Origin of the sequence: Bacteroides sp. HPS0048, from assembly GCF_964240755.1 — a bacterium.
GTDB lineage: Bacteria > Bacteroidota > Bacteroidia > Bacteroidales > Bacteroidaceae > Bacteroides > Bacteroides nordii.
Genome location: NZ_CAXSVC010000001.1, coordinates 1 through 21,200 on the forward strand (window position 1 = coordinate 1; position 21,200 = coordinate 21,200).

Genomic DNA, 21,200 nt, shown 5'->3' on the forward strand with positions numbered 1-21,200 from the left:
CTCCGATATTGAACGGCTACTACCATGATAATGGGATCCAACTCCCGAAATACTCTCTGGCTTAGGTTCAATAAATATGTCGTGCTTAATACGAGGAATAATCTAAAAGATTAATAGAGGAAGTAAGCTAACGCGACATATGGAGGCTTTCTTGTTTACGAGACAATATTAAGAAATTTATTCTTATTAACGTTCATAAAGAACTATGTTTTCCATGGCAAAGATAATGGTAGAGAATCGTACTGATCTCCGTAGAGTTTCGGGTCGTTTCTCGTAGAGAAAAAAGTGACTAATGCAATTTGTTGATTATGAGTGGTTTACCGGACTTCTGAATGAGCTTTTTTTGTCTTGTTATTTCTTTTATTCTTTTGGCTTTGGAAATGTTTTGGTATTTTTTATATATTTACAAATATGATATATGATTGGTGTTTTGTGGATATTCGGAATAATAATAGCGGCATAAATCCAATTTTGGATTTATGCCGCTATATTTGAGATTTTGGGGTTGTGACTCTTATTTGGCGTATTCTGCCCAGTTTACATTTCTCATATCTCCACTTTTAGCAAGCTCTGCATGCATACCTAATGCAGCCTGGATGCAGTGTGGTGTTTGGGCTTTGCTACCTGCCAGTTTGAGGTAATCCCAAAGTAACTGTTTGTAGTCTGGGTGAGCACAGTTTTCAATAATAGCCTGTGCGCGTTCTTTCGGGCTCTTGCCACGAAGATCGGCTATACCTTGTTCGGTTATAATAATATTAACCGAGTGTTCGCTATGATCGAGGTGAGACACCATTGGAACGATGGCACTGATCTTACCTTCTTTGGCTACAGAAGGACAAGTGAAAATAGAGATGTAAGCATTACGGGTAAAGTCTCCCGATCCGCCGATACCATTCATCATTTTCGTACCACCGATATGTGTGGAGTTTACATTACCGTAGAGATCTGTTTCGATGGCGGTATTTATAGAAATGACACCCATGCGACGAACAACTTCAGGACTATTAGATATTTCCGAAGGACGAAGAACCAACTTGTCACGGAAGAAGTCCATATCATCATAAATACTTTGCAGGCAATCGTTGGTCACAGTCAGAGAGCAGGCACTACCAAATTTAACACGACCCTCACGAATCAGACCAATTACAGAATTCTGGATAACCTCTGTATACATTTCAAAGGCCGGAATTGTATTATCGCGACCCAATGCACCCAATACAGCATTGGCAATATTTCCCACACCCGATTGTAGCGGAAGGAATGTAGAAGGAATGATACCACGTTTCATATCGGCAGCCAGGAAGTCGGCTACATTCTGGCCAATTTTATCAGTCAAAGGATCAGCCTCTGCAAAACTGCGGGCTTCGTCAGGCCAGTTGGTTTCTACTACACCGACAATCTTATTAGGATCTACTTGTATGTAAGGTGTACCAATACGGTCACTTGGTTTGTAGATTGGTATTTCGCGGCGATAAGGTGGGTCAAGTGGTTCGTACACATCGTGCATTCCCATCATATTCTTGCTGTGTGCACTATTTAGCTCTACAATAATTTTATCTGCAAGGCGGCAGACAGTCGGAGCAATACCACCGGCAGCTGTCAGATAGATTTTTCCGTCCGGAGTTACTTCACAGGCTTCGATGATGGCTATGTTTACTTTTCCCATAAATCCATAGCGTACTTCCTGTGCCATTTGTGACAAGTGGATGTCGTTATAAGCAATCTCGCCATTGTTTACCGCTTTACGGAAATCTGAGTTAGTTGTGTACGGAGCACGGTAACGGATTGCTTTAGCGCGTGACAATATACCGTCACATGAATCGCCTGTGGAGGCACCTGTAAAAATGCCAATCTGATACGGGTTTCCTTTAGCGTGTTCAGCTTCTGCTATTTTTGCAATTTCAGCCGTAACGGCTTTGGCCGTTCCGGCAGGAGTAAACCCGCTAAGGCCGATATTGTAGCCATGTTTTACAAGGCTGGCAGCTTCCGCTGCCGAGATAAAATTCAATGCCATATAAATTGTATATTTTTCGTGTTAGAATTTACATTAATATTTTCTTTGCAATATTTCGGACCAGATAATGGCACGCCTTGCCTCTTCTGCCGATTGAATGGAAAATTCACTTCTGTCTGCTTCTTTGATAGATTCAGATATATTATTCGGAGCATGGGTATTTCTGATACCCTCCTGAGGAAGGGATGGTTTGGGAGGTGGTACTGTTTTTTTCTGTGGCTTTTCAAAAATCACAGGTTTTTCAAATTCCGGCTCGTATTCATATTCGGGAGTTGGCATAGGCATACTTTTTTCTGGCTTATTGGACTTTTCTTTGTTGAACTGTTTGTAAATTCCAAAAGCGAGAATACCTGCTACCAAAAGAAATTGCATAACATCTTCCATAGGTTCGTTGGATTTTTGTCCGCCAAAGGTAACTATTTAATCTGATTAGAGCTAACATTTTAGCATGAAAAAAGGGCAGCTTCACAGCTCCCCTTAATTTTTTTAACCTAAACCTTAACTATGAAAAAATCTAATGTTTCTTTCATTGCACAAAAGTGTGAAATAAAGTTGAAATCTCCAAGTTGTGACTTGGAAAATGTTTGTTTCTTTAACATTAATTATAACTATTAGCTTCGATTACTAACTTGAAGCGTTATTTTTGTTTCAAATTGCCACTTATTGGCTCCGAAGCCGTATCTTTGCAACATCTAATTTAAATAATGATAAAATTATGAGTGAATTAACGGGAGCGGACTTTAAATCCGCAACTGCTGATGACAACAAAAAGTTGTTTATTGAAACGTATGGCTGCCAGATGAATGTGGCCGATAGTGAAGTAATTGCCTCTGTGATGCAGATGGCTGGGTATTCCGTTGCTGATTCTTTGGACGAAGCAGATGCTGTATTTATGAACACTTGTTCCATTCGCGACAATGCCGAACAAAAGATTTTGAATCGTCTGGAGTTTTTCCATTCGCTGAAAAAGAAGAAGAAACATCTGATAGTAGGTGTACTGGGATGTATGGCAGAGCGTGTGAAGGATGATTTGATTGAGCACCATCATGTTGATCTCGTTGTAGGTCCTGATGCTTATCTTACTTTGCCCGAATTGATAGCTTCGGTAGAGGCCGGGGAGAAGGCGATTAATGTGGAGTTGTCTACAACAGAAACGTATCGCGAGGTCATTCCTTCCCGCATTTGCGGAAATCACATTTCCGGGTTTGTGTCTATTATGCGTGGATGTAATAACTTCTGTACGTATTGTATTGTCCCCTATACCCGCGGACGTGAGCGTAGCCGGGATGTGGAAAGTATCCTTAATGAGGTGGCCGATTTAGTGGCAAAGGGATATAAAGAAATCACGCTGTTAGGACAGAATGTAAATTCTTATCGTTTTGAAAGAGAAAATGGAGAGGTTATTACTTTCCCGATGCTTCTGCGTACTGTAGCCGAAGCAGCACCAGGCGTGAGAATTCGTTTTACTACTTCGCACCCCAAAGATATGAGTGACGAAACGCTGGAAGTAATAGCACAGGTGTCCAATGTATGTAAACACATTCATTTGCCGGTACAAAGCGGAAGTTCACGTATTTTGAAATTGATGAACCGGAAATACACGCGTGAGTGGTATCTGGATCGTGTAGCTGCTATCAAGCGTATTATCCCCGATTGCGGATTGACTACTGATATTTTTTCCGGTTTCCACTCAGAGACGGAAGAAGACCACCAGGAATCTCTTTCACTAATGGAGGCCTGTGGTTATGATGCTGCTTTTATGTTTAAATATTCAGAACGCCCCGGCACGTATGCTTCCAAGCATTTGGAGGATAATGTCCCGGAAGATGTTAAAGTGCGTCGTCTTAATGAGATTATAGCTTTGCAAAATCGGCTTTCTGCTGAATCTAATGCGCGTTGTATCGGAAATGTTTATGAAGTCTTGGTAGAAGGGGTTTCCAAGCGTTCGCGCGAACAGCTTTTCGGTCGTACAGAACAGAATCGTGTCGTGGTATTTGACCGGGGTACGCATAAGATCGGTGATTTTGTAAAAGTGAGAATTACTGAATCCAGTTCGGCAACACTGAAGGGTGAAGAAGTAATAGCTTAATCTCGTTTATTTCAGTATGGAAATGAGCGAAACTCACCACAGAGTAACACAGAGTTTAAATCTTTATTGAAACGCAGATTAACGTAGATTTTCGCAAAGGGAAACAAATCTAAGATAAAGAACTACAGTCTTTTAATCTGTGTTTATCCGCGTTTCATCAGATAAATAGTACTCTGTGGAACTCTGTGTTACTCTGTGGTGTAATACACTCAAAACTATTTTAATATGAGTGATTCTTTATTTTTTTGTTCAAGAAAGGTTTATCTTTGCTCTAAAGCGAAGATAAGCTGCACTTTGGTATAAAAAAATAAACGAGTTCATTTTATTCTGCTCTCGGTTTGCATTATCTTTGCCGTATAAACACTAAATGATTGTACTACTATGAACAGATTTTTTCTTTTGACACTCTCACTTTTCTTCCCATTGTCGATGATGGGGCAGTTGCCATTTCAAAAGACAGACGTAAAGGATGTTATGAAAAAAGTGGCCGATTGGCAGATCGCTCATCAAAAGGACGTGAAACACGGAGCACTGGATTGGACAAATGCCGCACTTTACATGGGAATGCTCGATTGGGCTGAACTGGCTGAGACGGAAATGGGGGATGCCTCTTATTATGGTTGGTTGGTAAAATTGGGTCGTCGTTATGGCTGGCAGCCCGATAAACGAATGTATCATGCTGATGATATTGCTGTGGGACAGGTTTTTATAGACTTGTATAATAAGTATAAAGATAAGAATATGTTATATCCTACCCAGGCACGTGCGGAGTGGGTGGTGAACCATCCTTCGGACGGACCGATGGATCTTGACTATAAAAAACGTGAGACCCTGGAACGTTGGACTTGGTGTGATGCACTCTATATGGCTCCTCCCGTATATGTGAAACTCTATATGCTGACCGGAGATAAACGGTTTATCAAATTTATGAATAAAGAGTATAAAGCAACGTATGATCTTCTGTTTGATAAAGATGAACGCTTGTTTTATCGTGATTCAAGATATCTCACTCAAAAAGAGGCGAATGGAGCGAAAGTGTTCTGGGGGCGCGGTAATGGCTGGGTACTTGGCGGATTGGCAGAAATGCTTCAGGACTTTCCAAAGAATGATAAGAACCGTAAGTTTTATGAAGAGCTTTTTGTAACTCTTTCTGCCCGTGTGGCCGAGTTGCAGAGTGCTGATGGTTTCTGGCATGCAAGTATGCTTGACCCGGCTTCTTATCCTTCGCCTGAGACCAGTGCTACCGGGTTTATCGTATATGCGCTGGCGTATGGGGTCAATGAAGGTTTGTTGGATAAAGATACTTATCTGCCTATTGTTGAAAAAGGATGGAAGGCATTGGTTTCTGCTGTTGAAACAGATGGTAAGTTGGGGTATGTACAACCCATTGGAGCCGACCCTAAGAAAGTGACCCGTGATATGACGGAAGTGTATGGAGTGGGTGCTTTCCTGTTAGCCGGAAATCAGATTTATAAGATGTCCCGTTAATAAAGTATATATAAATATAATGAAGGTATGTCAAAACTCACCACAGAGTAACACAGAGTATTTTTTTTAATAATCAACGATTTAAAATCATATCTGTGTTACTCTGTGGTGAGTTTTGACACATTTTGTGATGGTATAGTTTCTTACTTTCCCGTCAGTTTGTCTATTAACCATTGATTGACTTTTACATTCTGTTCCGGATAACGCCAATGCCCGGTTTCTTTTAGCAGGTAAAGTTCTTTGGGGGCTTCTATAACATTGTATGCGCTGTAAAATGAAGTAGGCGGGCAAGTCTCATCACTATATCCCCAGGAATAAAATCCGGGAATATGAATAAAACGTGCAAAATTGACTACATCGTAATATGCCAATGTCTGTGTTTCTTTGGGGGTAAGCTTTTTTACTCCAAACCACCCTCCTGCCCGGTTATGTGCATATCCCGCTATGTCACAAAGTGCCGGATAAAAAGCCGCCAGGTACTTCACTCTGGAATCAAGAGCGGCAGTAACCAAGGTCAGTGCTCCTCCCTGGCTTCCACCATAAGCCGCCAGATTCTCACCATCATATTGTGGAAGTGAGGCAATGAAATCGTTCGCCCGTATACAACCAAGGAACACACGGTTGTAATAATACTCCTCCCGGTTATCCATGCGATGATACATGTAGTTTTTGAGTGCTCCGGCTTGTAAGTTTGCGTATGCTTCCGGTTTTAGGTCTAAAGGGATACCATGAATCCCTATCCGGAATGTGATAACTCCCATACGTGCAAGTTCTTTATCTCCGGTATGCTTTGCCACACCGGCTCCCGGCAGACGCAAAACAGCAGGGAAATGTCCCTCTTTATTAGGAATACATAATACTCCATACAGGTAATTACCGCGTGAATAATGGGATATTTTCACACGGTATACTTTTACATCGGCATCGCTTTCTTCCGGTATAAATGTCATTTCCGATTGCATGGGGTATTCCCTCATACGGGATATTTGACTGTCCCAGAACGAACGAAAATCCTTTGGAAGCAGAGTGGTAGGTTGTATCTTTTCACAATCATATGCAATGTTAATCAAATTCCGATAGGGAAATCCGTCTATTGTAGCCTTGACTTCACAAGACAGGAATCCTGGAGAGCGTAGTCCTGCTGTTTGTATTACGGCAGTACCGTCTTTTAGAAGTACGGAGTCTTTTTGTGTCGGAGGCATTTTTTCTGGACCTATCTTATATTCTATTTTTACATTTTTCAGTTTTTGCTGGTCTTGAAATAAGGAAATAGTGAAACGTGCCGTTTCGCCTACTTTATAATTCCAATCATAGTGGTCGGGTGTAATCTGGATAGTCACCAGGTCTTTATTCCCTTTTGCTGCTTGTGTACTGATAGTAAAAAGAAATAAAACGGATAAAATTAATATTCTTTTCATATTTAATGTTTTGTTAGATTGGTTATGCTGCCGGATACTTTAAAAAGCAGATTCTGACCGTATTGAAGCAAAGTAGCTACTTCTTCCCCCGTCTGTCCTTCTGCATAAAAACGAATGATATCTTCCGTTTCGGAACTGCGGATTAATAGCCATCGGCAATCTCCCTCAAAAACGAATTTGAGTCCGTTTACAAGATTACGGCTACTTAAAAACGGCAGAATCTTCCGAATTGCAAAACCTGCTATTTCATGAGGCTGATTTTGATGTAACCAGGGTAACAGTTCATTTTTATCCGGTTGTGTATAAACCATATCAATACGGTCATAACATATAACTCCCATCTTTTCTTGCTTCTCTTCCAGGTAGTCGGAAAGTTTGCAGTAAGGTGATGCAGAAAGCATTTCGAGGAGCAATAGTGAAGAGAATATGCCATCCCGTTCGGGGATATGCATGCCATAACCGAATCCTCCACTTTCTTCGCCACCAAAAGCTATGGAATGGGTAGTCATGATATCAGCAATGTATTTGAAACCGACCTGAACTTCATATATGGGTGTTTGAGGAGATTCGAAGATGCTGCGTACTTTGTCTGAAACGGAAGACGTTTTTACAATACCGCCTGGCATTTGTTTTACTCGTTTCAGATAGTCTACTAACAATAATATCGTATTTTGGGCCGATAACCATTCACCTGTATCCAGGCATACCCCTACCCTGTCCGCATCTCCGTCTGTTGCTACACCAAAAGCAAAATCTCCTTCTTTTAATGCTTTCTTTAGTGGTAGCAGGTTTTTTTCAATCGGTTCGGCCAGTCGTCCGTGAAAAGTTTCGGACGCTTCGGAGTATATGGTATCCGCCGGACAGTTATGGGCCTTCAGAATCTCCTGGATGAGCGTAAGCCCTGCTCCTCCCATACTATCTGCCAATAGATGTAATCCTGCTTTTTTTATTCTTTCGAAATCAATTAATTTTTCAATATGTTCTGTATAAGCTGGTATAAAATTCATAGGATGTATGTTCGATGCAGAACGCTTTATGGGGGATGCGTATAAATAACTTTCTACTTTTCGCGTGTCGTCTGAATTGAACGGACCTCCTAAACGTGATTTGAATTTGATGCCGTTATATGAAGGAGGATTATGTGAAGCGGTAATCATCACTCCGGCACAACAACCTGTATGCAAAGTAGCATAAGATAATACCGGTGTCGGAGTGATGCGGTCGGATAATAATGCTTCTATATGGTTGCCTGATAGTACTTCGGCAAAAATCGTAGCAAACAATTGTGAGTTCTTGCGTGTGTCATAAGCCAAGGCTACCCGGGGGAATTCTTCTTTATAATTGTTGTGTATGAAATCTGCAAATGCCTGGGCTACCACTGATACGGTCTCTTGATTTATTTCCGTATCGATGTGTGCTCTCCAGCCATCTGTTCCAAAAAATATATTCATGTTTTTTTATTGTTTAATGTTTCTGACTGTTAGAGAATATTTACCTGTTGCAGGGCTTCCGAAAACCATTTTGTGATAAGGTGGGGGCGTGTAATGGCTGAACCTACAACAACTGCCCAGGCACCGTTTTCAATACCTTTTGCAGCTTCGAGAGGGGTATTATAGCGTCCTTCGGCAAATACAGGGCACTCGGGGAGAGCGTTGACACATTGGCGCAGTATTTCCAAAGAAGGCCCATTATGGGATTCTTCTACCGTATACGGAGTATAACCGCATAGGGTAGTTGATACACAATCAGCGCCGGCTTCCCGGCATGCAATGGCTTCGTCAACGGTTGATATGTCCGACATTATTTTTACTCCTGTATATTTCTTTTTTAGGTTCCGGATATATTCCGGTCCGGTAAGTCCATTTTCCCGTAGGCGGAATGTTCCATCCACAGCAATCAGTGGCGTACCAATTGCAATCAGTGCTTCTACTTCCCTGAATGAACCGGTAATACGTACAAATCCGTCCGGGAAATGAGACTTTGTCAGACCGATTACCGGCAAATGGCTATGTTTGATGAGATAGTCCGTTTTTTCTATACCGCAGGAGCGAATACCGGCAGCGCCTCCCTGGGCTGCGCATTGAGCAAATGCTCCTACTCCTTCGGGTGAATTAAAGGGTGAGCCTTCCTCGGCCTGACACGAAACGATGAGCCGGCCTTTAACTTTTTGAAATATGTCAATCATTGTTTTATGTATAGTAAGTTCTTAAAAATCAGCAGTAATAACTATGGGATAGTGGTCCGACATATATACCGGATCTGAATTTTTAGTGATGGTTATTGCTTTGGTTACCGATATATATTCGTTTACAAAAATGTAATCTATCTGTGAGGGTGGATACAATTTACCATAGCTGTGTGCTGTTCCTGCCGGCCCTGATTTCTCTGTCGCTATTTCCCGTGAATTGCTGAATTCACTGAGAAAGGTGTGAATGGGGGGAGTTTCGGGAGTACTGTTCATATCTCCTGTGATGAACACGGCCTCTTCTGCTGTCATTTCTTTTATTTTCCGGCAGATTAACCGGGCCCCTTCTAACTTGGCAACTTCTCCTACGTGGTCGAGGTGAGTGTTAAACACGTAAAAGCTACGGCAGTTTTCTATATCCCTGAATTTTGCCCACGTACAAATGCGGGGGAATTTACCATCCCATCCCCGGCTGACAACATCCGGAGTTTCGGATAGCCAGAACGTGCCGTAATCTAATACATTCAGCTTTTTCTTGTTATAGAAGATGGGAGTAAATACATCACTGTCCGGTGTACCTTGGCCGGATACACCGAGCCACTCGTAGATACCGATGGACAGGAAATCCTGTATCTGATCGGTCAATGGTTCCTGCATACACACAATGTCATACTGATAATTGCCGAATTCTCTGATTACCATCTTTTTTCGGTTTGACCAGGCGTTCACTCCGGTATCCATGTTTGAACCACGAATATTAAAGCTGCAAATCGTAATTTCGGTTTCGTAATTTTCACCATGTACCGGGAAGCTTGACAGGCTCAGGCAAACAAGGAGTAATATATATATTCTGAAAGCCATATCTGAAATCTTTTTATTGAGTTATAAACGGGCGTTGATAAATACAGCGTAATGATCAGATGGGAAGAAACCGTTTGGATAATGTTCGTCATCTGCTTCGTATTCTGACACTTTGATTTTATCATTTACGAAGATATAATCGATACGTACGGGTTCTACCTGTCCGAAATTGTGAGCCGTACCTACCGGTCCTGAGATATGGGGAGCAATAACCCGGGAATCTTTATAGTGAGAAGTGTACTCTTTGTAGGCATCGGTTGTATCGAAACTGTTCATATCTCCGCATATAAAGACCGGGGAGTTCCCTGCAAATTTCCGGGCCTGTGCACAGACCAGAGCTGCACCTTCTTGTTGTGCTATACGGCCTTTATGGTCGAGGTGAGTATTGAAAACATAGAATACCTTTCCGTTTTTACGGTCACGGAACTTGGCCCATGTACAATAACGGTCGTACTTTCCGTCCCATCCTTTTGAAAAAGGAGCCATTGTTTCGGATAACCAGAACATTTCATTATGCAATAGCTCAAAACGCTCTGCTTTATAGAAAATAGGGTTGTAAAGTCCTCGGATTCCTACAAAAGCATACCCTGTGGCCTTTTCTATATCTTCAAGCTGATTGGCTAATACTTCCTGCATACATACGATATCAAAATCGTGATGTTTGATTATTTTGCATAAGGAGTCTTTTCGGAATTTCCAGGAGTTGATACCGTCATTGGGCAGATCTCCCCGGATGTTATAAGTACAAAAACGGATGTTACAATCGGTTGTCTTATTCTTTCCCTGAACGGAAGAAATAATTCCTGTTGAGACGGATAATAAGAGAAATAGGATTTGAAATACTCTTTTCATGATTTATATTGTTTAGTAGTTAATTTTTTCTTTTCGCACTCCAGATTATTATCAGGAATAATAAGGATATGAAAGCTGCGGAAAGCCAGAAAATACGTATGGCGGAGAAATCATAGATAGGGTTTCCGTCGATGATAACTTTACGTGATTCTATCAGAAAACCACTGACTACGTCTTGCAAGCCGGCTGCTATATAACTGGCTATTCCAATGACTCCAACTGCTGCACCGGTTGCTTCTTTGGGAGCTATGTCTATGGCCATGAGTCCTCCCAAAAAGCATAGCAGAATACCAATGGATATGCCAAACAGTATCATAGAAATAATATCCAGAACCTCACAATGCTGCGGACCGAATAAAAATAGTACCAATGCAAGCAGATTGAGCAAACTGAACAAGCAAGCCGGTATGGTCCGGTTGCTGTGGAATAGCTTGTCGGATAGGAGACCGGAAAATACAGTACCTACAATGCCACAGACCGAACTGACTGATACAAGGGTACTGGCGGTTACAATATTATAGCCCTTTTCTATTTCGAAATAATATACCCCCCAGCTATTGACGGCATACCGGCTGATGTACATAAATGCACTGGCAAGTGCAAGCATCCATATCATCGGGCTTTTTAAGACTTCAAGCTGCTTACTTTTAACGGATGAGGCTGTCTGCTTTTCTGCGGAATCGGATGGGATTGCTTTCCATTCGGGAGGAGCCGGTTTTAAGAAAATGAATATTAGAGCGACCCCTGCAGCTCCCAGGCATGCAGCGCTCATAAATCCCCACTGCCATCCTAAAGCACCAACGATGAATGATGTAAAGATAAAGGTAAGCGCTTCTCCGATGTTGTGACTGGCACTCCAGAAGCCATATACCGTTCCGCGTTCTTTCTCTGTAAACCATCGGTTTAACGCAATAACACTACAGGGCCCGCCTACTGACTGAAACCAACCGTTTACTGCCCAAAGTATGACAAATGCCCAGAATGGTACGGCAAATCCGAGTGCGGCATTTACCAAGGTAGCTATGAGAAGTCCACCTGCCATCAGATAGCGCACATTTACCCTGTCGGCTAAAAAACCATTGACAAATTTCCCGATTGCATAGGAGAAAAATAAAGCCGAACCGATTATGCCTAACTCTGTTTCAGTAAGATAACCGGTGTCTACTATTGGCTTTTTAACCACATTCAGACTCAGCCGGCAAACATAGAAAAGCCCATAACCCAAAGTTGCTGCTGTAAATACAGCCCATTTGGTCCGATTCGTTTGATTTTGTTGAGTTTGATTCATCTTCCTATTTTTTGATTATTTTATTTGACAGGATATTCTGTTCTGAAAAACATTTGATAATATAGATTCCCTGGGGGAAATGAGATATATGAATTGCTTCGGAAGTATCTTGAAGGACATGGTCAACCATTAACTGTCCTTGTGTAGATATAATCTGAAGTCGTATTTTTCCCGTTAAGCCTTTAATGAAAAACTTATCTTCCACAGGATTCGGATAGACTTGAAATGTGGTTTCTTCAGTTTCTGCCCAGCCTACTCCTCCATTGGATTCTACCTGTAATATACAAGCAGAGTCCGAGCTGTCTCCAAGTTCGTCGGTACCTCGTATTGCCAAAGGAAAAGAACCGCTTTCAGAAGGAGTACCCGACAAATCCCCTTGAGATGAAAAATGCATGCCGGAAGGCAAATCACCGGAAAGTAATTGATAAGTCACTTTTCGTGCCCCTCCCCGATGATAGACGCAATTGTGGTAAGAAACTCCTTCCTGTGCCGGTATCACATGATTGGTGAATATCCGGATATGTGCGTAAGAAGCTAAAACGACATTATTGCCCGATCCGATTGCTTCTAACGGGAATGTGTTTGTTCCGGACAGAGTCAGGTTGGTAGTATTGTAAATAGTGCCGTATTCGTTGGCTTCTTTGAAATTGGTTAGCATAAATAAACGGTATTCTTTTGTATCCGGTATAAATAATAGATCGGTTATTTCCTCGTCTGTTTTATTACCGAAACGTTTCACATTCAATACCTGATTTTCAGAAGATAACTTTACGATAAAAGCATCTTTCGCACCTTTATCAGGGAGGTTATAGCGATTATCTCCGGATGGGTTGAATATTACTTTTCCCATACAATAACCTCCTGCGTATATTTCATCGTTATCGTTGACGTATAAGGTATTGATTACCGTATTTTTACTTGTAGATGTTCCTCCGGCTGTATAGATGGATAAGTAGTTACCGTCCGGATTGAGCATAATACACAAAGCATGCTGTGTTCCCGTGGATGTAGTGGTTTGTGTGGAAGAACCGATGGAGAGCTGCTGACTGGTTGTAGAACCGGATAAAATGAGCTTACCGTCACTCAGGCATGCTATATCGGAAATCGTTTCATTCCCTGCTCCTGTTATCGGGCATGTCCATTTCTTTTCGCCGGATGTATTGAAACGGCTGACAAATATATCTGTGTTGTTTGTAGTCGTTCCCTGATATGTTCCGGCAAGAATAATATCCGTGCCGTCAGTCTTTATTTTTTTTCCGGAGGCGGATAAGTAGCCCTCTTCAGCAGAGTACCACAGTTGTTTCCCGGATAGAGTATAAGCAGCTAAAAAGCACTTCTCTTCCGAATTTCCGCAGAGATATACTGTTTGGTTGAATAATATAAAATCCTGAATGATGAAGTCTGCACTTTTTTCAAACGAAACAGGTGAAGATACTACTCCTTCCGGAGATACCGAATATAATTTTTCGTTTCCGTCATTTCCGGTAAGAAGCCATAGTACTCCCGCCTCATCGGATATTGCGGATTTCACTTTTGATTCGTTTTCAATTCTGATTAAACATTCGCGAATACCTTGTACCGAATATCTGGCAGCAAAAATAGCCGGGAGTTCGGACATCAATCCGGTTTCCGTATTGGAAATGAGTTCTCCGCTAAATTCTCCTGTTAACCAGATGTTGTTGCCACCCGCTACTATCTGTCGTCCGTATGCTGTCGTCATACTTCCGAAGTGATGAACCGTTTCGGGTTGTTGAGCATACGATACAGTACAAATAGAGAGTATAATGATGATTAGAATTTTGTTCATGATATACATATCGTAGGGAAAGAATACCCGGAATTCGGTCGTTCCGGGCATCCTTCCATTGATTAATATTAGTAGACGCTTGCTTTATGTACCGATTTTTTTCCCGAGATACTATCTTCTACAACTACGGTATAGATACCATTGTCTACAGTATAACGGTCATTACCTTTTAAACGGTTTTGTATTACCAATCTGCCAGACAGGTCGAATATCATCACTCTGCAATTCGATGTACTTGTTGATACTTCGATAGCACCGTGGTCTCCCCATACCCTGATAGCTTCCTGTTGATAGTCTTTCAGTCCGGTACCGGTAGAAACAGTAAGTGTATATTCGGCAAATCCAACGTTTCCATCAGCGTCTTTCATGCTGATCACAATCGGATAAATTCCTGTAGTAGTACTTGTTCCACTTAGTTCGCCGGTTGCCGGATTCAGATTGAGCCCTTCGGGAAGAGTACCATTATATAGTGTGAATTCGGCATCACCATTGGCATTTTCTGCATTAATAATCTGACTGAAAGCTGTGCCGGGTTTAATGACAGGTAGTACAGCCGGAGTTGCGTAGATTTGCTGATAGCATAGTAAAGCTACGCTGTAGTTGCTGCCGATAGTTGGTATTGTAATCGGGTCGCCAAACAGGTTTACGGGAGAAGCCGTACCGCCGCTACGGGTAGATATCATATCGGCTACATATAATAACCCTTCATTTCCTACTGCCATAGCCATCGCACCTTCCCGGGTAGCATCTCCTACACGGTGTCCTATCAGTACTTCACCTTTTGATGATAATTTCATCAGATACATATCCTGTCCCCCTTTAGCTTTAGAAGGGAACTGTCTTGCCTCGTCTTCTGTATCTGGATTAAAATAATAAGTTCCAAAAGAAGTACCGGCGTTCCATATCGAGCCATCTTTGTCTATGGCAATTGTTTTGACATCTGTCGGTTGGTTGATACTGCCTGCTATATAGTTCCATTGATAGTTTCCGTTTGTATCGAAAGAGACAATCAGCATACTGTTCCAACTTCCGGAAGTGTCCAGGGTCTTCATGGTTACTTCGGGTGCATTGTCCACAACCAGATCTTCGCTTCGTATCACACCGCCGATGACTACCTGATTGCCAGCTACATCCATGGCATTAATATCGTCTAATTTACTACCTGTTAAACTGCGTGCCCAAATCATATTTCCGTCAGCTGAATATTTAACCAGGAAATTGTCTGTATTTTCTACAGATGCTGCCGTCATAGATTGTGTTCCGAATTGAATAGTTCCGCTAAATGTTCCGGCTGCATATATTCCCCCTTCTTCATCTACAGATATAAGATTTCCCGTTCCTGTTCCGCTTCCTGACATTGTTTTTGTCCAGATCAGATTAGCGTTACTATCGTATTTGGCGATAAAGAAAGCGAGTTCGGAATCACCGGATGAAATTTCTGAGTTACCTCCGTTTATATCCATATTTAAATTTCCGGTGAAAGCTCCGGTAATGACAAAACTTCCATCATTTTGATTTACTGCTATACTTTTAATAACAGGTTCTATACCGGAGTCGGTGCCTTTCAGCCAGACAGGATTTCCGGTCGCATCGTATTTAGCGATCAGGAAATCTTTATAGTCGGATTCTATTTTAAATGTTTCGGAGATTTGAGCGTCAGACTCAAAATTACCTACGACGTAAGAGTTGCCTGAGGCATCTGTGGCAACACTTTGTATAACAACTGAGCCGGATGTGCTTTTAATGGATGAGGCAAATACGCATTGTTTATTGGGGGTAAACTTGGCTATGTATGCATCCATTACGGTGGAGGTTCCTGTTATTTCTTTATCACCAATTGTCATTTCTGCTCCGGTGAAACAACCTGTGAGGTATACATTGTTGTCGGCATCTATAGCCATACTTTTGGCTGAAGTTTCTACATCGGCAATCCCAAATTGGCTACTCCATAAATATTTCTGAGAAAAACCGGTTAAACAGTTCATTACCAGTACTGTGAAAAGGAAAAGTCTTGTTTTCATAATTGTAATAATTTTAATTTATAGGTATAGCAAGGACCAACAGAGAGAGTTGACTCCCTGCGGAAAAGTTTTTAAATAAAATAGTATTCGGATTTTAGTATCCGTCGTTCTGATACATTCCGGATGGATTTATAGACACTTCCCGCCAAGGTATAGGAAGTAATAAATCGCGTTTGGAACACCCCTGTACCGATTTACTGCTCAGGAACTCTACCAGGTCGGCGGCCTTATAAAACCGGAGAAGATCAAACCAACGATGGTTTTCAAAAGCCAATTCGATACGCCGTTCGTGCAGAATGACCTCTTTGAGAGTTGGATAGGCTGTTTTGTACGTTTCAGAAGCCTGATCGTAAGGTTTTAATTTGGCACGGGTACGAATCATATCAATATAAGTGATGGCTTCGGATTCTAAGTTGAGTGCCTCATTTACTTCGGCAAGCATCAGAATGACATCGGCATAGCGCAACACTATCCAGCAAGAACCACCGCGCCCTTGAGAGTCTCCCAAATCAACGTATTTATTGACATAAGGGGTCGTTCCGTAAGTTTTGTACGAAACCACTTTGCGCATATCACCGGTTTCGTATTCTTTGGTCAGGTCATTTTCCGGAATATTATCTCCCAAACCTTGCGATTGTGAAATGATTCCTGTGGCATTGAGTGGCTGAAAATTTTTCGCAAAGTAAGAGCCTTCGTCGGTTCCCTGTAAGTACATTACCTGAAATATGATTTCATTGCAGGTAATATTGGCGACACCGAATACTTTGCCATAGGCAATATCTTCCAGTTTTCCGAATGGGCGAACGTTGTAAGCGGCTTCGAGGGCTTCTTTAGCCAATTGAAGATAGTCCTGAGTGGCCCCATCATTTAACCGTTTGGCCATTGTAAGGTATACTTTTCCTAATAAAGCATATCCGGCTGTTTTTGAAGCACGTCCGAAATTGGGATTGTTTCCGTCAAATCCCCAATTGTCCGGCAGTTGGCTTTGAGTTACGAATTCCAGGTCCTTTACAATAAAGTCATAAACTTCTGCTATCGGGCGACGACCGTATTTGAGGACTTCCGCTTCACTGTTTAATTGTTTGTCTACAATAGGAACATCACCAAACAGTTGTGACAGGTTGTAGTAGGATAAAGCACGTAAAAAACGGGCTTCTGCTTTGTATTGGCTTTTCTTCTCATCACTCATCGGTACGGCATCGATGTAGTCGAGCACTACGTTACTGCGGTAGATGCAAGTGAACATTCCGTACCAGGCCCGTTGTACCTCTGCATTGCTCGATGTCAGATTGTATACATCAAAATCATTGTATATACCCGAATTGGCTGTTTTGGATGCTAATGTGGTATTGTCGGATCTGATTTCAGTCCAATAATACATATTATTGTAATAATTTGTTTTTAATCCGTCATAGGCGGCGTTTAACGCCTGATACATATCATCTTCAGTTTTATAGAAGTCTTTCTTATTGAGTTTATCAGGGTCGGAACGTTCTAAGAAGTCACAGGCGGTAAATCCCGTAATCAAACAACTAAAGAGGATTATATTCTTTATTAATTTTATCTTTTTCATGATGCGGTCCTGTTTTTTAGAATGATAGTTTACAACCAAAATTATAGGCTCGTGCCAGTGGATAAGTTCCCCAGTCGAAACCCGGCATCAGATTGCCCGACTTGTAATTTACATCCGGGTTATAGCCAATGTAATCGGTTATCGTAAATGCATTGTCAACGGAGGCAAAAAGTGAGATACCTCTTAATTTTATTTTTTCTACCCATTTTTGAGGCAGGTTATAGTTTAAAGTGATGTTAGTACAACGAAAGTATGATGCATCGTTCACCATATAGGATGACACTCCATAGGTGTTTTTGTTAGTGGTGGCAATATTGGCACGATACATAGCCGGATTGGGATTAGTGACGGCATTGTAACGGTCGGCTGCCAATGCAAATTGATTACAGGTACCTTCCATATTCAGCAAGTAGTAATTCTGGAAACTGATAACCTGTGCTCCCTGTACTCCCGAAAAGGAAGCACTTAAGCTTAATCCTTTGTAGCTGATATTGGTGCTGAATCCATAGGTGAAATCCGGATAATTATCTCCTAATATCTCCCGGTCATCATCTGTGATTTTACCGTCATTATTGACATCTTTCCATTTGGCATCGCCTGGTTGTACATTTTCGTAGTTCCATACGGCCGGGCCGGTGAGCTGATAACCTTCTTCACCTATGTGTTGTTTATCTACCAGTATCCGTTGGTACTCTTCTTCTGAAATTACTCCGAGACTGTTCAGCCCGTAAAAAGAACCGATGGGTTTTCCAACCATTGTTATGTGGCTGATAGCACTTCTTTCCCCAATGCTGACAATGGATTGAGAGTCAGGTAACGAAAGTACTTTATTCCGGTTCAGGGAAAGATTGGCTCCTATATTCCAGTTTACAACCCCGGTGAGGATGCGTCCGTCAACTTGAATATCGAAGCCGGTGTTGCGTATTTTGGCATTAGACAGGTTTGATTTATATTGAGTTGCTCCGGCAATGGCCGATACCGGTTTATTGAACAATAAGTCATTCGAGATACTGTTGTAATAGTTGGCGGACAGGGTGATACGGTTTCTAAGGAAACTCAAGTCCATTCCGACATTATACTGATCTGTTTTTTCCCACCCCAGTAAGTTGTCGACGAAAGCGCTTGGATAACGTGTGGGAACTATTTGGCCGCCTAATACGTAACCGCCTAAATCACTCATATACCCTACATGCTCATAATTTCCGATGTTATTGTTTCCGCTGATACCCCAGCTTACTCTTAATTTTGCTCCGAAATTTTCTCCGATGTGATTCGTCCAGAAATCCTCATTGGATATATTCCAACCTAAAGCAACGGACGGAAACATTCCCCATCGATTGTCTTTTCCAAAGCGGGATGAACCGTCACCACGCAGAGAGCCGGTAAATGTATAACGATCTTTCCATGAGTATACTACACGCCCGAATACAGACATCATGGCCCAATCGAATTTATCAGTATCTCCCCAACTGTCTCCGGGAGCAGTTCCATGGGCACTTAATTCCCGAATCGTATCATCTACAAAGTTGCGGGCACCGATGGAAGAGTTATCATATACTTTTTCCTGCATAGAGTAACCTCCTAAAATGTTTATCCCATGATCTCCGAAGGTACGGTTGTAATTAAGGGTTGCTTCCAATATCCAGTCAAGATTGGTTTGTGTACTGTAAGAAGCCCTTGAAAGCCGTTGATCGCCTACATATCCGCTACCGGCCGTTGTGCCGTCGGTGTTCATGATAGTACCTCCTACTGTTGAGGGGCGATAATAACTTTCTGTCTGGGATATATATTGCATTCCGGAATAGATCTTTGCTTTTAGGCCTTTTACGATTTCCAAATCCAGATATCCCGAGACGGATGACATATATCTTTTTTGGAAATCTTCAATCTCATGTGCCAATGCAACGGGGTTTTCAGCCGGTGCTATGGAATATTTTCTCGCATATTGCATCTGCTGATCGACGGCGTATGAACCATCTGTGTTATATACCGGGAATTGCGGGAACATCACGAGAGCACTCATAATGATACCATCATTGTAATGACGTCCTTCTGCCTGTACGATTCGGTTTTTGGTATAGGAGGCTGCCGTGTTGACTCCTATACTCAAACGATCGGTCAGCTTACCGTCAATGTTGAAGCGCGTCGTAAAGCGGTGATGATAAGATGGTGCGATAATACCGTCTTGTTCCAGATATCCGGCACTGGCCATATACTTTACCCGGTCATTACCACCGGTAATGTTCAGATTGTGCTTCATAATGGGAGCTGTGGAGAATATGGCGTCCTGCCAGTCTGTATTATAAGCCGGTTCAATGGGTTGTCCTGTTTCGAAATTGAAAAAGATATCCGGTATCTGGAAAATCTTTCCACTGGTTGCTCCGGCAACAGACATACGGTACTCGTTATTATGTAATGGACTATATTCCTTTCCGTTTTTGATACACCAGTCACGGTAAGCATTGTTAGCACTTTCTATTGAAAAATCGCGCATACCATAAGCGTCCAGCATTTTTATTTTGTGATCTACCTGTTGAAAACCGTATTGAAAATCATATTCTACTTTTGCCCGTCCGCTGTTTGTACCTCTTTTGGTTGTTATTAAAACAACGCCTCCGGCTGCACGTGAACCATAGATAGCGGCTGATGCTGCATCTTTAAGGACTTCGATGGAAGCCACATCGTTCGGGTTGATATATACATCTTTTGATGTGGGGAATCCGTCAACTACATAAAGTGGTTCTGAGCCGGCATTGATAGAACCTACTCCACGAACCCGCAATGATAAACCTTCACCCGGGCTTCCAGATGTCTGTTTGATTTCAACACCGGCAGCATGCCCTACCAATGCTTGCTCGAGTGTTGGCGTAGTGACACTTAATTCATCCATTTTAATACTGGAGATAGCTCCTGTCACATCTGTTTTGCGGACTGCACCGTATCCGATTACTACTACTTCTGAGAGAACTTTGGTATCTTCCGACATGACTACCCGTATGGGTTCTTTCCCTTTTACAATTAACTCTTTCGAAGTGTATCCCAGATATGACAATACGAGAATATCCCCTTTCTCCGCTGTAATGGTGAATTCTCCATCCATGTTGGAGCTTGTTCCTTTGGTGGAACCTTTGATCAGTACATTGACGCCTATCAAAGGGAGATTATTTTCGTCATAAACAGTTCCGGACAATGAGAAGTTTGCTTTCTCTTTTTTTTCTTTTTGGGGAGGTTCTTTCAGAAAAATGTAGATACTTCCGTTCCGTATTTCAAAATTTACATTTGTTTTTTGAGTTAACTCGGAAAGTACTTCTTTCACATCTTTTGCGGATGCCTGCACCGAAACCTTCACTGACAAATCCGTAAAACTGCCGCTGTATGCCAGGCGGAGTTTAGATTGTTTGGCAACATCATTTAGTACGGTTTTTAAGGGCACGTCTTTGTACCGGACCGAAACCTTTTGAGCATAAAGCATTCCTGTGTTGAAGAGGAATAGTATTGCTACTGTGACTTTTAGAACGAATGAATGTGATTCTTTTTTAAGAATATTAAAAAATCGAATCTTTATCATTCGTTTTCTGATAAAAACTGGCAAAATTTTCATACT

Annotated in this window: 14 protein-coding genes; 2 read left to right on the forward strand and 12 right to left on the reverse strand. The window is 41.9% G+C overall.

Going from position 1 to position 21,200, the window contains the following annotated elements:
- Positions 1-514 precede the first annotated feature (514 nt).
- Positions 515-2,014, reverse strand: a complete 1,500-nt coding sequence (locus ACESQI_RS00005) for an acetyl-CoA hydrolase/transferase family protein (RefSeq protein ID WP_002558511.1) — start codon at positions 2,012-2,014, stop codon at positions 515-517.
- Positions 2,015-2,047: 33 nt separating this feature from the next.
- Positions 2,048-2,398 carry a hypothetical protein gene (locus ACESQI_RS00010; RefSeq protein WP_234130684.1) on the reverse strand — a complete coding sequence of 117 codons (351 nt, stop codon included), beginning with the start codon at positions 2,396-2,398 and terminating at the stop codon, positions 2,048-2,050.
- 331 nt (positions 2,399-2,729) lie between these two features.
- Here ACESQI_RS00010 and miaB point away from each other — a divergent pair, with 331 nt between their 5' ends.
- Both miaB and ACESQI_RS00020 read left to right on the forward strand, forming a co-directional pair.
- The gene (miaB, locus tag ACESQI_RS00015; protein WP_002558513.1) at positions 2,730-4,103 is read left to right on the forward strand and encodes a tRNA (N6-isopentenyl adenosine(37)-C2)-methylthiotransferase MiaB; all 1,374 of its coding nucleotides are present in this window, start codon (positions 2,730-2,732) and stop codon (positions 4,101-4,103) included.
- Between the two features lie 381 nt (positions 4,104-4,484).
- Positions 4,485-5,591 (forward strand): glycoside hydrolase family 105 protein, encoded by a 1,107-nt coding sequence (locus ACESQI_RS00020; RefSeq protein WP_373125305.1) that lies wholly within the window; start codon positions 4,485-4,487, stop codon positions 5,589-5,591.
- A gap of 143 nt (positions 5,592-5,734) precedes the next feature.
- On the opposite strand, the gene ACESQI_RS00025 is transcribed toward ACESQI_RS00020, so the two are convergent.
- The 10 genes from ACESQI_RS00025 to ACESQI_RS00070 form a co-directional block, all read right to left on the reverse strand.
- Positions 5,735-7,009: an acetylxylan esterase gene (locus ACESQI_RS00025; protein WP_373125306.1), complete on the reverse strand. Its 1,275-nt coding sequence runs from the start codon at positions 7,007-7,009 to the stop codon at positions 5,735-5,737.
- Positions 7,010-7,011: 2 nt separating this feature from the next.
- Positions 7,012-8,460 (reverse strand): phosphoglucomutase, encoded by a 1,449-nt coding sequence (locus ACESQI_RS00030; RefSeq protein ID WP_373125307.1) that lies wholly within the window; start codon positions 8,458-8,460, stop codon positions 7,012-7,014.
- A 29-nt stretch (positions 8,461-8,489) separates the two neighbouring features.
- Positions 8,490-9,194, reverse strand: coding sequence for an N-acetylmannosamine-6-phosphate 2-epimerase (locus ACESQI_RS00035; RefSeq protein WP_002558517.1), 705 nt, complete (start codon positions 9,192-9,194; stop codon positions 8,490-8,492).
- Positions 9,195-9,215: 21 nt separating this feature from the next.
- Complete coding sequence (locus ACESQI_RS00040; RefSeq protein WP_007483155.1) at positions 9,216-10,055, reverse strand: endonuclease/exonuclease/phosphatase family protein; 840 nt, start codon at positions 10,053-10,055, stop codon at positions 9,216-9,218.
- A gap of 21 nt (positions 10,056-10,076) precedes the next feature.
- The gene (locus ACESQI_RS00045) at positions 10,077-10,907 is read right to left on the reverse strand and encodes an endonuclease/exonuclease/phosphatase family protein (protein ID WP_002558519.1); all 831 of its coding nucleotides are present in this window, start codon (positions 10,905-10,907) and stop codon (positions 10,077-10,079) included.
- 19 nt (positions 10,908-10,926) lie between these two features.
- Entirely contained in the window at positions 10,927-12,195 is a 1,269-nt protein-coding gene (locus ACESQI_RS00050; protein WP_002558520.1) for an MFS transporter, read from the reverse strand.
- Between the two features lie 4 nt (positions 12,196-12,199).
- Positions 12,200-14,002 (reverse strand): T9SS type A sorting domain-containing protein, encoded by a 1,803-nt coding sequence (locus tag ACESQI_RS00055; protein WP_373125308.1) that lies wholly within the window; start codon positions 14,000-14,002, stop codon positions 12,200-12,202.
- A gap of 68 nt (positions 14,003-14,070) precedes the next feature.
- A complete protein-coding gene (locus ACESQI_RS00060; protein ID WP_368111991.1) occupies positions 14,071-16,023 on the reverse strand; it encodes a putative Ig domain-containing protein in 1,953 nt (650 codons plus the stop codon).
- Between the two features lie 94 nt (positions 16,024-16,117).
- On the reverse strand, positions 16,118-17,596 hold the full coding sequence (locus ACESQI_RS00065; RefSeq protein WP_368111992.1) for a RagB/SusD family nutrient uptake outer membrane protein: 1,479 nt from the start codon (positions 17,594-17,596) through the stop codon (positions 16,118-16,120).
- A gap of 16 nt (positions 17,597-17,612) precedes the next feature.
- Entirely contained in the window at positions 17,613-21,164 is a 3,552-nt protein-coding gene (locus ACESQI_RS00070) for a TonB-dependent receptor (RefSeq protein ID WP_223381677.1), read from the reverse strand.
- Between the last annotated feature and the right edge of the window lie 36 nt (positions 21,165-21,200).